Origin of the sequence: Nodosilinea sp. LEGE 07088 (assembly GCF_015207395.1) — a bacterium.
In the GTDB taxonomy this organism is placed as follows: Bacteria; Cyanobacteriota; Cyanobacteriia; order Phormidesmidales; family Phormidesmidaceae; genus Nodosilinea.
Map to the genome: position 1 here is coordinate 25,685 of NZ_JADEWX010000040.1, position 13,330 is coordinate 39,014.

Annotated in this window: 12 protein-coding genes; 3 read left to right on the forward strand and 9 right to left on the reverse strand. The window is 57.2% G+C overall.

The window, feature by feature from the left end:
* Positions 1 to 319 precede the first annotated feature (319 nt).
* Together IQ254_RS11920 and IQ254_RS11925 are read left to right on the forward strand one after the other, a co-directional pair.
* A complete protein-coding gene (locus IQ254_RS11920; protein ID WP_193966379.1) occupies positions 320 to 508 on the forward strand; it encodes a hypothetical protein in 189 nt (62 codons plus the stop codon).
* A gap of 142 nt (positions 509 to 650) precedes the next feature.
* Entirely contained in the window at positions 651 to 860 is a 210-nt protein-coding gene (locus tag IQ254_RS11925; RefSeq protein ID WP_193966380.1) for a hypothetical protein, read from the forward strand.
* Positions 861 to 975: 115 nt separating this feature from the next.
* Here the strand turns inward: IQ254_RS11925 and IQ254_RS11930 are convergent, their stop codons facing one another.
* The 9 genes from IQ254_RS11930 to gyrA form a co-directional block, all read right to left on the reverse strand.
* Positions 976 to 2,259 (reverse strand): FAD-dependent hydroxylase, encoded by a 1,284-nt coding sequence (locus IQ254_RS11930; protein WP_193966381.1) that lies wholly within the window; start codon positions 2,257 to 2,259, stop codon positions 976 to 978.
* A 186-nt stretch (positions 2,260 to 2,445) separates the two neighbouring features.
* Positions 2,446 to 3,219 carry a Uma2 family endonuclease gene (locus tag IQ254_RS11935; protein ID WP_193966382.1) on the reverse strand — a complete coding sequence of 258 codons (774 nt, stop codon included), beginning with the start codon at positions 3,217 to 3,219 and terminating at the stop codon, positions 2,446 to 2,448.
* Between the two features lie 105 nt (positions 3,220 to 3,324).
* Positions 3,325 to 4,458 carry a glycosyltransferase family 1 protein gene (locus IQ254_RS11940; RefSeq protein ID WP_193966383.1) on the reverse strand — a complete coding sequence of 378 codons (1,134 nt, stop codon included), beginning with the start codon at positions 4,456 to 4,458 and terminating at the stop codon, positions 3,325 to 3,327.
* 95 nt (positions 4,459 to 4,553) lie between these two features.
* Entirely contained in the window at positions 4,554 to 5,708 is a 1,155-nt protein-coding gene (locus IQ254_RS11945; protein ID WP_193966384.1) for an NAD-dependent epimerase/dehydratase family protein, read from the reverse strand.
* A gap of 243 nt (positions 5,709 to 5,951) precedes the next feature.
* A complete protein-coding gene (locus tag IQ254_RS11950; protein ID WP_228040564.1) occupies positions 5,952 to 6,740 on the reverse strand; it encodes a GDSL-type esterase/lipase family protein in 789 nt (262 codons plus the stop codon).
* 109 nt (positions 6,741 to 6,849) lie between these two features.
* Complete coding sequence (locus IQ254_RS11955) at positions 6,850 to 7,539, reverse strand: SOS response-associated peptidase (RefSeq protein WP_193966385.1); 690 nt, start codon at positions 7,537 to 7,539, stop codon at positions 6,850 to 6,852.
* 70 nt (positions 7,540 to 7,609) lie between these two features.
* The gene (locus IQ254_RS11960; RefSeq protein ID WP_193966386.1) at positions 7,610 to 8,782 is read right to left on the reverse strand and encodes an esterase-like activity of phytase family protein; all 1,173 of its coding nucleotides are present in this window, start codon (positions 8,780 to 8,782) and stop codon (positions 7,610 to 7,612) included.
* Between the two features lie 170 nt (positions 8,783 to 8,952).
* Positions 8,953 to 9,366, reverse strand: a complete 414-nt coding sequence (locus tag IQ254_RS11965) for a VOC family protein (protein WP_193966387.1) — start codon at positions 9,364 to 9,366, stop codon at positions 8,953 to 8,955.
* Positions 9,367 to 9,385: 19 nt separating this feature from the next.
* Entirely contained in the window at positions 9,386 to 12,010 is a 2,625-nt protein-coding gene (gyrA, locus tag IQ254_RS11970; RefSeq protein ID WP_193966388.1) for a DNA gyrase subunit A, read from the reverse strand.
* Between the two features lie 246 nt (positions 12,011 to 12,256).
* Here gyrA and IQ254_RS11975 point away from each other — a divergent pair, with 246 nt between their 5' ends.
* Positions 12,257 to 13,201, forward strand: a complete 945-nt coding sequence (locus IQ254_RS11975) for a histone deacetylase (RefSeq protein ID WP_193966389.1) — start codon at positions 12,257 to 12,259, stop codon at positions 13,199 to 13,201.
* The last annotated feature ends 129 nt before the right edge of the window (positions 13,202 to 13,330 follow it).

The window sequence follows — 13,330 nt, forward strand, 5'->3', positions numbered from 1 at the left end:
ACGCTTTACCCGCTGTTAAGTAAAGCTCTCTGCGTGGTTTTCACGCCATGGGAGAGGGTTAAGCCTGTATGTTCATTCAGTATTTTATGGATAGAAAGGAGTATAAAAAAGCAAATCTAGGAGCAAAAGATGTTTTTTGCTTAAAACTTATTTATGAAGGTGTTTGAAAAACCGTATTTGTAACAACATTCCTGGAATATCAGGTAAAGATTAAAATTAATTCGCAAAAAATAGAGTTGCCTCACATTCCCTTCATATAAGATTAGTGGTGTGAGGAAGAGATCTGTTCACAGGTAAAATCCTTTATTGGACAACAATCATGAACACCTCAATAGATGATAACTATCGATTTTCAGTGCTTCCTGGCACCCGTGATCATCGAGGCTTTTTTATCCAAGAAACAACCTATGAATTGGTTGATGTCAGCGATGCTGGCTGGGCGCACATTTGTTTAGATAGTGCGGCTTGCTACTACGTTGATCCAGCAAATATTAAGGCTTCTCGATAAGTTGTCTCAATTCGGCTTGACTTCAGCTCCTGACCATAGACGGGTTTAACACCAGAGAAATCTGGCCTCTGCTATGGTTTGGAGCTACCCATAAGGAGTGATTTTCCTAACCTACCGTCTTCCCAATAGGTCATCTAACATTATGAATGCTGCAACTCGCATGTTCGCTGTGTACGTGTCTGACCTCGTGATTGAACTACGTGACAATGGTAGCCAATATGCTGGCGATGGTCGTTTGCTCTGTCGCCAGAGCAACTACGACAGCCTGTTTAAATTTGCTAGAAATCTAGCTCTCAATCGCGCTATTCCCCTCCGGGACTATACCCAATCAGCAGTTCAGTATCAGTACTGATTGCCCCATAGCTTGGGCTAGCCTGTTAGAGAAAATTCTATACGATGCCGCCTCTCTATCTTGACTGTCAATAGATAGAGAGGCTGTGTTTTGGGCCTCATTTTTGTGTGTAGAACTATATCTGCCGCCCTTGCTGGGCTAGCCGAGGCACACGACCAAGGCGTCCTGTCATTAACCGTAACGCTAGGCGCTTGAGGGGGGGGATATGGCTCAGCAGCCACAGCCCTCCGCGCCGCAGCACCACCATCGGCAGTACCTGGTTTGAGAAGGTGCGGGTAAGAATGTCGGTAAAGCTGAGAATGACCCAGTTCTCCAGGCGTCGCCAGCGCTCGTAGCGGCGGAGCACTGACACACTGCCGAGATCTTGTTTTTTCTGGTAGGCAGTTGTCAGCACCTCGGCTAGGGCGGCGGCATCTCGAATGCCCATATTGAGCCCCTGACCACCGACAGGGTGGCAACTGTGGGCGGCATCGCCAACGAGGGCGAGGCGGGGCTGCACGTAGCGATCGCACTGCATCAGCTGCACCGGGAACAGGGCGGGCGGGGTTAGCCGCTTGAGCTGGCCCATGTGGCTGCCATAGCGCTGCTTGAGCTGGGCCATAAACTCTTCCTCAGGTAGGGCCAAGATGGCTTCAGCCTCAGCGTGGGGAGCCGTCCACACTACCTGGCAGCGCCCGTCGGCCAGGGGCAAAATAGCGAAAGGGCCACTGGGCCAAAACCGCTCATAGGCAGTATTTTGGTGGGAATATTCTGGCTCGACAACCATTGTCACGCAGGACTGCCGGTAGCGCCAGCCAAAGCTACCGATGTCGGCCTGCTGGCGCAGAGATGAGCCTTTGCCATCGGCGGCAACCATCAGCAGCGATCGCAGCTGCATCGTCCCCTCGGGGGTCGTCACCTCAGCGGTGACCCAGCTGCCCCGATCGTGTATTTCTCCCAGCTGGGCCGAGCAGAGGTAGTCAATATTGGGGGCCAGGGCGATCGCCCCTTGCAGCGCCGCCATTAGTACCCGATGCTCAGCGCCATAGTAGACGGCCTCGGTGCCCAAATCCTCCGGGAGAAACCGCACTACCTGACCGTAGTTGCCGTCCGAAAGCTGTACTTTATCGAAGTGGCAGATGTGCGGCCCAATCTGGGGCCACAGTTTCAGACCCTTAAAAATATCTGCCGAGGTCAGCGAAAAAGCGTAGGCCCGCTGCCAAGCCGCCGCCGCCGCCGCCGTTTGGGTCTCAATCACCGCAATTGTCATGCCGCTGGGTGCTAGGGCGGCGGCCAGGGTAAGCCCAACAATGCCGCCGCCCACAATAGCTACATCTACCGCTAGTTCTGACCGTGGATACTCCGGTTGAGAATCGTCTGCTGGTAAAGGAGTCCGAAATTGCGGAGTGATAGCCTTCATAGATATTGAGGTTTGCTGTTAGCTAACAGTCTTATTCTGACCCGATTATCTGTGGGAAAGCAATGTGAAAAGCAGACGGTAGACGGAATCCAAGTTCGGGATTAGCTCAAGCTTTGGGAAAATAGCCTCTTCGTCCTCCTCTGGGATGAGCTAAGGGTGGGTTAAACCAATGCACCGCCCATGGTATTAACCCTCTGGTTCTATGCCTGCGGCTCGGAGCTGTGCCGCCAATCGTTCGGCTCGCTGGCGCTCTTGTTCGGCCCGCTGGCGCTCTTGCTCGGCCCGCTGGCGCTCTTGCTCGGCCCGCTGGCGCTCTTGCTCGGCCTGTTCTTTGCCCCAGGGAAGCAGCTCATTTTGAGCATTCCACCAGCGCAGCCAGTAGCCGGTGCGGTTTTCGCGGGTGCCTTGCCAAACCCCTAGTGCTAGGCCAAGCTCGTCGATCCAGAACTGCTGTTGGCTATTGGCAGAGGCGAGCTCGTACTGCCCTGATTCATTTAGCCGATAGACCTCTAGCAGACCACTCTCGGGCTCAAAAATAACGTAGTTTGGCACCTGCAGCACCTGTTCATAAAAAAACCACTTGCCGGGGGGATAGGTGGGCTTGATGGAATATTCTCCCCCCTCGGTATCGGAGAGAAATTCCATTACAATCGCTGGGAAGTCTCCCTGAAGCTGAGGCGTATAGCTGCGTTTAACCTCTTCCCTAGAGGCCCGAATAGTGGCCACGTAGCCCCAGTCTGGGGCTTTAACCACGGTTTTACCGTTCACGGTGGCACACAGGCCATAGTTGGTCATCACCAGGGCCTGGTCAGAGAGTTGCCCGGCTAGTGCTAGGCTCTCCGTTAGCGCAGCGGCGATCGCAGGCTGGTTGATATTATCCACAGGCTCATCGTCCAGGACAAAATCATCGGGCAATTTTTCCCAGGTCACCACCAGGGACGATTGAGGAGCTGCTACCATAGCCAACCTCGTGAACTGCGGGGCGGGGCCTAAGCCTCTATTTTAGTGTCAGTTCTCTAGCATTAGTCGGGGAAGCACCGTCCCCTTTTGAGAGGGGAGGCAACGCTAAGCCGCCATCGGTAAAGAACGCTGCATCAGCACCTGACCATAAAACTGCTGCAGTTGGCGAGTCGCGGCAGACCAACCCCACTGCTCAGCCTCGGCGACGGCATTGCGGCGCATTAGTTCGCGCTCTGCCCTAGCTTCGATCAATCGTCGGGTCGCATTGATGGCTCCGGCCTCATCCGTTGGGTCGAAGAGGAAGCCATTCATGCCGTCGGTGACGATATCGGGAATGCCGCCGGAGTTGGCGGCAACGACCGGGCAACCTGCGGCCATCGCTTCCAGCAGCACCAAACCCAACGTCTCGGTGCGAGAAGGGAACACAAAGGCATCGGCGGAGGCGTAGGCCGAGGCTAGATCTGCCCCTGCCAAGTAGCCGACAAAGTTGGTATTTGTGCCCTCAAAATGGGCCTCTAGCTCGGTGCGGTAGGGGCCGTCGCCCACCAGCGCCAGTCGGGCGCCAGGAATAGCTTCAAGCACCGGCTTGATGCGGTCAATTTCTTTTTCGGCGGAGAGGCGACCAATATAGAGCAACAGGGGGGCTTCGGGGTGGCCGCTCGAGAGGCGATCGCGCATCTCCGGACTGGCCAACTCGGGCCGAAATAGCTCGGTATCGACGCCGCGCTGCCACACCTCAATATTCTCGACCCCGTGCTCTGACAACTCGGTCTGCATCGCAGTAGAGGTGACCAGGTTGAGCTGAGCCTGGTTGTGCATGGCCTTAATCAGCTCCCACATCAGCCCTTCGAGCATACCCAGGCCGTAGTGCTCGAGGTACTTAGGTAGATGGGTGTGATACGAGGCTACCAAGGGCAGGTCTAGCGTTTTGCTGTAATAAATCCCCGCTAGACCTAAGACCGCCGGGTTAACAACATGCACTAAGTCAGGCCTAAAATCTTCTAGTGCTTCGCCAATGGAAGGCCGAGGCAGAGCCAGCTTTAGTTCGGGATACAGCGGCAGTGGAAATCCTGACACGCCATGGATTTTCGCCCCTCGATACTCCGTCAAACCTCCTTCTGGAGAGAAGACCAAGACTTGATTACCCTGACGCTGTAAGTGATCAACGGTGTGCTTGAGGCGAGTGACAATGCCGTCAACTTTCGGCAAAAAGGTCTCGGTGAAGAGAGCAATCCGCATAACAATCGAAGGGGGCTAAGGAAGATGATTGAACATGACACAGGTAAACCCACAAACGGGGCAATCTTGCAGTGCGGGATTGCCCCGTTTCACCATTAGTCGCGGCGCCACTTGACCTTGGGTAGAATCTGGTCTTTATCGACCCGATTCTTGTACTTGACGGCAAAGTTGAGTAGGCTGTCGAGCAACGAATCGGAGAGATAGTGAGGCTCTAAACCCAAATCGAGCAGGTTGGTGTTTTTGGCGTTGAAGTAGTGATCTTCGGCCTCAACCCGAGGATTATCCATATACTGGACATCGACATCGAGGCCCAGGGTGGTACCGGCTTTCTTCACCGTCATGGCCAGGTCGCCGACGCTGAACATTTCAGTGAACTGGTTAAACACGCGGAAGATGCCGGGGTCGCCGGGGTTGGCGATCGCAATCTCGACACAGCGCACCGTGTCGCGAATATCTAAAAAGGCACGGGTCTGACCACCCTTGCCGTAGACCGTCAGGGGATGACCCACTGCGGCCTGAATACAGAAGCGGTTGAGGGCGGTGCCATAGACACCGTCGTAGTCGAGGCGGTTGATCAGCAGCTCATCCATGCCGGTTTCTTCGGTCAGCACGCCGTAGACCACACCCTGGTTGAGGTCGGTGGCGCGCAGGCCCCACACCTTGCAGGCAAAGTGGATGTTGTGGGAATCGTGCACCTTGCTGAGGTGGTAGAAAGAGCCGGGCTGCTTGGGGTAGGGCAGGGTGTCTTTGCGACCATTGTGCTCAATGGTGATGTAGCCCTCTTCGATATCAATGTTGGGAGTGCCGTACTCGCCCATGGTGCCCAGCTTGACCAGGTGGCAGTCGGGGAAGTGGTCGCGCAGGGCGTAGAGCAGATTCAGGTTGCCAATGACGTTGTTGGCCTGGGTCAGCACCGCGTGCTCGCGGTCAATCATCGAGAAGGGGGCCGACCGCTGCTCGCCAAAGTGCACCACGGCACCCGGCTCAAACTCGAGCATGGTCTGCTCTAAAAAGGGATAGTCGTTGATGTCGCCGACATAAAGGTCGATGTGCTTACCGGTCAGCTCTTTCCAGCGCTGCAGGCGACGTTGAATGGGGGCAATGGGGGTCAACGTTTCGATCTGAAGCTGAGCATCCCAGTGACGCCGCACCAAACTGTCAAGAATCCCGACTTCGTAGCCGCGATTGGAAAGATACAGGGCAGTTGCCCACCCGCAATAGCCGTCACCGCCAATTACAAGGACTTTCATATCAATGCTTCAATCTCTTTGCCGATACCAAGACAATCTACCAGGTTTAGAGGACCTGTAAACCACCGAATAGAAGATTCAGGGCAGGGGAAAGTTTTTTTTGCCTACGATATATTGAGCATCCAGGAAGGTTCATTATCGCAGCTTTGTTTCTATTGGCTGTGAACCTAGCCATTTCTCTAAGGCGCGATCGCTAACCCAAAGCACTACGATCAGCACTGTTAAGATGCCGAAAATGTCGACTCAGCGTAAATAGGCTGTCAACAGACTATAGCCCTGGGGGTTGAGATGCAGGCCATCGGTGGTGAGATCGGCCCGCAGTAAGCCCTGGCGATCGCTAAAGGCTGTCTGGAGATCAATAAACTCTACGCCGCGGCGACGCACGGCGATCGCCAACTGCCCATTTACCTGCCTGACCATTGGCGTTGGCACCGAGGGCCATCGAGTGGGCAAAATCGACAGCATCACAATGCGCGTCTGGGGATGCTGCATCCGCAACCGCTGGGCGATCAGCTCCAGGTTCGAAACCACAATGGCGGGGGCGGCGCCGTGCTTGAGGTCGTTGACCCCGGCCATTACATAGATCACATTGGGCCTGATCTGGGAGAAGTAATGCAGCCGTTGCACCATATATGCCGTGGTTTCTCCCGAAATACTCTGGTTCAGCCAGAGGCGATCGCTGGGTAGCGTCTCCTGCGGTAGCCAGAGATAGAGCGAGTCACCCACCAGCACCGTCAGGGGGCTTTGCCCCTGCTGAGCGGTCATCATAGCGGCTTCGTGGGCGAGCAGAGTTTGCCACTGTTCATAGGTGGGCTGCTGCCAGGTGGCCTGCCACTGGTTGGCAAAGGTGCCCGGTAGAATACGGCTATACAGCTGCCCGGCCCGCAGACTGGCCACCCGCTGTACATAGAGTTGGCCACCGGTGCGAGGGCGGAGCATGCCTAGGTCAGGGGCATTGGCACCACGGGCATCGTTTGCCGTCACCATGACACTCAAGCAGCCCAAGAGCAGCAACCGTGCCCAACGATTCATGACCCGTTACCCATTGTGTTGACTCCAATCCGCCATAGCATAGCGACAAATTAAGCTGCGTCAACACCTGGTTTGTCGTTAGTGTGGTGCGGTTTGCGCCTAGGGCCAGTTAGGGGGTCTCGGCGAGGGGCGCGATGCAGTCTGGCAGATCGTTTTGGGGCTTATTCACCAGGGTTGAGACCGGGTAGCGCTCCATTGCTCCAGAGTCATAGGGCCGCAGCATCGCCTGGAGCACCTGGGGCTGGTCGTAGCCCGGATCGAGCCAGGGGGCGTAATCTTCAGGGGCCAAAATCACCGGCATGCGGTTGTGGATAGGTGCCATCAGCTCGTTGGCGGCGGTGGTCAGAATGGTGCAGGTTTCTAGCTCGCCGCCGCTAACAGGGTCGCTCCAGTGCTCCCACAGTCCGGCAAAGGCAAAGGGCTGGTGACCGTTGAGAAAAATGTAGTAGGGCTGCTTGGTTTTACGGTTAGCCTGCGCCTGCCATTCGTAAAACCCATCGGCCAAGATCAAGCAGCGACGGCGCTTAAAGGCCGCCCGAAAGGATGGCTTTTCGGCTACGGTCTCGGCCCGGGCGTTGATCAGTCGCTGACCGATGGTGGGATCTTTGGCCCAGCTGGGAATCAGCCCCCACAGCCGAAAGTCAACCTGAGGTGTTGGGGCTGCGGGGGTGGTCACGATCGCGGCTAGGGGCTGGCTGGGCGCAATATTGTAGCGAGGGAAGACCGGCGGAACAGCCTGGAGTTGAAAGACCTCGGCCAAGGTTTCCCCGGTTTGATTGAGGCTGAACCGTCCACACATAGCTCGTTTTCCCTGGTCAATAGAACTATTGTATCAAGGCCAGGGTAGGAGGATAGGGGCCTGGGATGGGCTACAGGGTCAGGCGCAACAGAATCAGCTGGGTGGTGCGATCGCCGTCGAAGTTGTTGTCGCTCACCAGCAGCAGACTCTGGCTACCGTCGGGTAGGCGCGGGCCCAGGGTCATGCCTTCGAGGTTATCAACGGCCAAAGGAGTATCGTCAAAATTGAGCACCAGCTGTTTGCGAATGGGGGAGATACCCGACACATCCCCTGCCAGGCTGACGATTGCGGAAATATCTGTCGCCCCCCCGGTGGCGAGCTGAAACAGTTTCACCTGCACCCCGCGCAGGCCAAAGGCGCGCTCTAGGGCCAAAAAGTGGCCGCCAGGGTCAATCGACAGCATATCGGTCAGGCCGTTGGCCACGGCTCCCGTGGGTTCTAAATCGAGGGGGTAGCGGTGCTCGGCAATCAGCGTAGTCTGGTCGTCGCCAATCAGGTAGTGCAAAAAGCGAGTGTTGAGGGGCTGGCTGGGGTCATCAATGTAGTCCTGCACTAGGGCCGATTCAGTGGCGACAAATAGCCGAAAGGGTTCGGTCATGCCTGCGCCGCTGGATGACCCGGTGACCGTCAGGGCTTCTAGGCTGAGGTTATTTTGTACGCCTCGGGTGGGGCTGTCGGGGGCGTCGGGTAAATAGCGCTCGGGCAGGGGCAACGTGTTGAGAATCTGACCTGTCTGGCGGTCAAACTCGCCGATAAACGGGGGAGCATTTTGCCGCACATCTCCCTCGCTGCTGACAAATAGCGTATCGCGGGGTGAGAGGGCGATGCCTTCGGGGTCAATGCTGCCATTGGGGTAGGGATTGCCCTCAGCATCTAGTAAAGGGGTGAAACCCTCAAGGGTGACGGCGTCAAACTGGGGCTGACCAGCGCCGTCGATCCCAATTGCTAGAGTCAGGGTGTAAAAGCGGGCTGGCCCAAACCGACCCCGGTCATCAGAGAGGGCGTAGAGTCGGTCGCGGGGGCGATCGTAGGCCAGGGCCGACAGCCCGCCCACGGTAGTGCCTTCAAACTCCTGGGGAGGTAGGTTATAGACATCGAGTAGATCCACCGTGATCGGCAAAAACAGGCGGTCTTCGGCCTTAATCTGAGGGATAGCACAGCTGGCTAGGGCCAGAATGAGCACCACAGCTAGCGATCGCCCCCATATCCATATCCATCGCCTATCGCCCCACCAATCTGTCATATGCCCCCATCCATCGGCCAGCATCCTCTAGGATAGGCCAAGGTTGTGTCCTCTAATTGGTTGGGGGTTACCTTCGCGCTCATGAGCGTTGACCTGGCTAGCCCAGCCGCTTGCTCCAAGCCGATCGCCTCAGACGCCAGACTAGTCAATTACAATCTTGCTGTTACGGCTCAGGTCTTCTCCACAGTCAGCCCCACTTCTTGGCCGTAGGAGAGCTCTAGAGTATGACCGTCAGGATCACGCAAAAAGGCCCAATAGCCAATCGGGTAGCCAGAGTCCTGGGGGCCCTGAATTAAGCACCCTTCTCGGCGGGCGCGATCGCACAGTGCATCCATGGTCTCGCGGCTTTCGCAGCCGACGCCCAGGTGAGCCATTGGAGCCAGAATAGGCTGCACCGTGGCTTGCTCAAGCAGCACGATCGCAAAGGGGCGCGTGTGATCTGACAACCAGACCACCTGAGCGCCAGTTTCTGCATCGACTCGCCGATGAATCACTACCATAGCCGCATAAACAGCATAGAAGTCAATGCTCTGCTCTACGTCGGCAACGGGTAAGGCAACGTGGGTGAGTCCAAGGTCAACCATGGTGTTACCTCCCAAGACTTTATTCTTCCTCAGCAGATGCTTCGGCAGATACCTCTGGAGCCCCATCGACGCCTTCCTCAGCGGTGGCTTCGTCTTCAGTCTCATCGTCTTCCTGCAGGGCTGGGGGGACAACGGCGACGGCGGCGATCGCATCGTCATTATCCAGCCGTTGTAAACGCACTCCAGTTGCAGGCCGCGACTGAATCGAGATATCGTTCACCCGCTGGCGAATAATGATGCCCCGGTTGGTCACCAACATCAGCTCATCGCCCTCGCCCACGACCAACAGTGCCGCCAGGGTGTCGTCGTCGCTGCGAAATTTAATTGCCATCAGGCCCAGACCAGCCCGGTTTTGTAGCCGGAATTTGGCCACCGGCACCCGCTTACCCAGGCCCGTGGCCGTAATCACCAGCACCCAGGGGCCCCCCTCAGTGCCGCTAGTTACGTTTTCCTCGTCGTCGTCATCGTCACTGGCCTCGGTGGCCTGCACTACCGCTTCCACCACCTGGCTGGGCAAAATATCCATGCTGATCAGCTCGTCCCCGTCCCGTAGATTCATCGACCGCACCCCCCGGGTGGGCCGACCGAGGGGCCGCAGCTGATCGTCGTCGGCCTTGAAGTGAATGGTCATGCCTCGGCGCGACCCGATCAAAATACTGTCGGTGTTGCGGGCCAGGCGCACCCACTTGAGCTGATCGCCCTCTTCCAGAGAAATGGCAATCAAACCATTGGTGCGAATGTTGCTGAAGGCCGAGAGGGCGGTTTTCTTGACAAAGCCACCTTGGGTCAGCATCACCAGGTAGTCTTCATCGGTAAACTCCCGCACCGCCAGCACCGAGGTAATCGCCTCTTCTTTGGGAATGGGCAGCATCTGCACAATGGGCGTCCCCCGCGATGCCCGGGAGCCCTCGGCAATTTGGTAGGCCCGCAGGGCGTAGGTGACGCCGCGATCGCTAAAGAACAGCAGGTAGTCGTGGGTGTAGCAGGTAATGAAGTGCTGCACCCCATCGTCTTCCTTCATCTTGGCCCCGGCCTTGCCCCGGGTAGCGCGACTCTGGGCCTCAAAGGTAGCCACGGGCATGCGCTTGATATAGCCCTGGTCGGTGACCAGAATTACCACCTGCTCGTTGGCAATCAGCGAAATGTCGGTGAGCTCCCCATCGTCCATTTCGATCACGGTGCGGCGGGGGTCGTCATGTTTGGCCTTGAGCTCGCCCAGCTCGGTAGTGATGATGTCGAGAATGCGCTCGCGGCGGGCCAAAATGTCTTGCAGGTCGGTGATCTTAGCCACCAGCTCTTCGTGCTCCTGCTGGATCTTGTCAGCCTCCAGGGCCGTGAGGCGACGCAGCTGCATTTGCAGAATGGCATCGGCCTGCAAGTCCGACAGACTGTAGGTAGCCATCAGCTCCTGCTTGGCAGTGGGGGTGTCGGCGGCCCCCCGAATCAGGGCGATGATCGCATCGAGATTTGCCAGGGCAATCAGGTAGCCCTGAAGAATGTGATCTTTCTCCTCAGCCCGGCGCAGCTCGTACCGGGTGCGGCGAATGATAGTTTCTTCGCGAAACTCTAGAAACACCTCCAGCATGCGCTTGAGGCCCAGCAGCTGGGGTTCGCCGTTGACCAGGGCCAGCATGTTAACGCCGAAGTTATTTTGCAGCGGCGTCTGCTTGTAGAGGTTGTTGAGCACGACGCGGGGGTAGGCATCGCGCTTGAGCTCGATGACGATGCGCATGCCGTCGCGATCGCTCTCGTCGCGAATATCGGAAATGCCCTCCAGGCGGCGCTCGTTCACCATTTCGGCAATGCGCTCGATCATGCCCGCTTTGTTGGTTTGGTAGGGCAGCTCGGTGATGATGATGGCTTCGCGATCGGGGCGACCTCGGTGCTCAATCGTTTCCATGCTGGCGACGCCACGCATAGTCACCGACCCGCGCCCAGTCATATAGGCGTCGCGAATGCCGCTGCGGCCCAGAATCTGCCCGCCCGTGGGGAAGTCGGGGCCAGGAATCAGCTCCATCAGCTCGGCGGTAGAGATCTCGGGGTTGTTAATCAGGGCGATTACGCCGTCGATCAGCTCGCCCGGATTGTGGGGGGGAATATTGGTGGCCATGCCCACGGCAATGCCCGAGGAACCGTTGAGCAACAGCTGGGGTAGCCGCGACGGCATTACCACTGGCTCCTGCTGGGAACCGTCAAAGTTGTCGGCAAAATCGACCGTTTCTGACTCGATGTCTTGCAGCAGCGAGTCGCTGGTCAGCGATTGCAGGCGACACTCGGTGTATCGCATCGCTGCCGGGGGGTCGTTGTCGATGGAGCCAAAGTTGCCGTGGCCGTTGATTAACGGCGATCGCATGGAAAAGTCTTGGGCCATACGCACCAGGGCGTCGTACACCGCCGTGTCACCGTGGGGGTGGTACTTACCCAGCACTTCTCCAACTACACGGGCGCATTTCCGAAAGGGGCGATCGGCAGCCAACCCCAGCTCGTGCATGGCGTAGAGGATACGACGATGCACTGGCTTGAGCCCGTCCCTCGCATCTGGCAGCGCCCGACCCACAATCACGCTCATGGCGTATTCCAGGTAAGAGCGAGACATTTCGTTGCGCAGATCGGTGGGGACAATGCGCTCTTCTGGGGTTGCCATAGACGAAAAAACTCCGAATTTACGAACGACAAAGCGCTAGTCAGACCCTCGCACCGAGCGGTGCTGAATAGCGCTTAATCAGGTGGTTTTTTGGTGACTCATACGGATTTTATTTTAGCATGAAATCCTGGAGATAAAACCCATGACGCTATGGTAGAACAAGGGGGGTAGGAGCCTTTCACCAGGCCAGTTTGCCGCTCTGAGTTGGCCCCCCAATTGTGATAGTTCATTTCCCCTGAGTTTGCCGTGCACCACGCTTTCACCCAGGCCGATTTCGCCGTTATTTATTCTTCAGAATTCTTGAGCCATGACACGGGCAGTTTTCATCCCGAAAACGCCGGTCGACTGAGCGCTATTGTCGCGGCTTTGGAGCAGAGTCCCTGGGCCGAGCATTTAGATTGGCGCGCCCCCACTCCGGCTGACGAACGCGGGGTCGATGCGATCATCGCCCAGTTCCATAACCCTCGCTATATTACCGCTCTGCGCGAGATCACGGCAGCCGGGGGTGGCCACATCGACGGTGATACCGTAGTCTCTCAGGCCAGCTACGATGTGGCGCGGCTGGCGGTCAGTGCCTGGCTCGATGGGGTCGATTACGTTCGGTCGACAGGCCATTCGGCCTTTGTGCTGGCGCGCCCGCCAGGGCACCACGCGGTGCGCGATCGCGGCATGGGGTTTTGTCTGTTTGCCAACGCCGCGATCGCCGCCCACTACGCCCTCGAACAGCCCGACATCAGCCGCGTCGCCATTCTCGACTGGGATGTACACCACGGCAACGGCACCCAGGCCCTGGTAGAAGATAATGGGGCGATCGCCTACTGCTCGCTGCACCAGATGCCCGCCTATCCCGGCACCGGCCACCGTCGCGAAACGGGCCTGTACCACAACGTGCTAAATCTTCCTATGCCCCCCGGCAGCACCAGCCACGACTATCAGAGCCAGTTTGAGCAGGCCGTGATGCCATTTCTCAAAGGGTTCAACCCCGATCTGCTAATTATCAGCGCCGGGTACGACGCCGCCGCCGCTGACCCCTTGGCTAGCATTAACCTGCACCCCCAAGACTTTGGCCGGTTTACCCGTCTGTGTCTGGGCGTGACCGACAAGATTCTGTTTGGGCTCGAAGGCGGCTACGACTACGACGCGCTCAGTCAGTCGGTGTTGGCGACGATCGCGGCGCGGCTAGAGGTGTGATAAGTAGCTAGGCGCAATTAAATATAAAACGTTCCAGTGGGTAATCTCCGGTTCTACTACGTGCCTCCATGCCCTCAATGACGGTCATGGCCAGGTCATATTCGTTATCAAACATCTGCCCGGCAATCT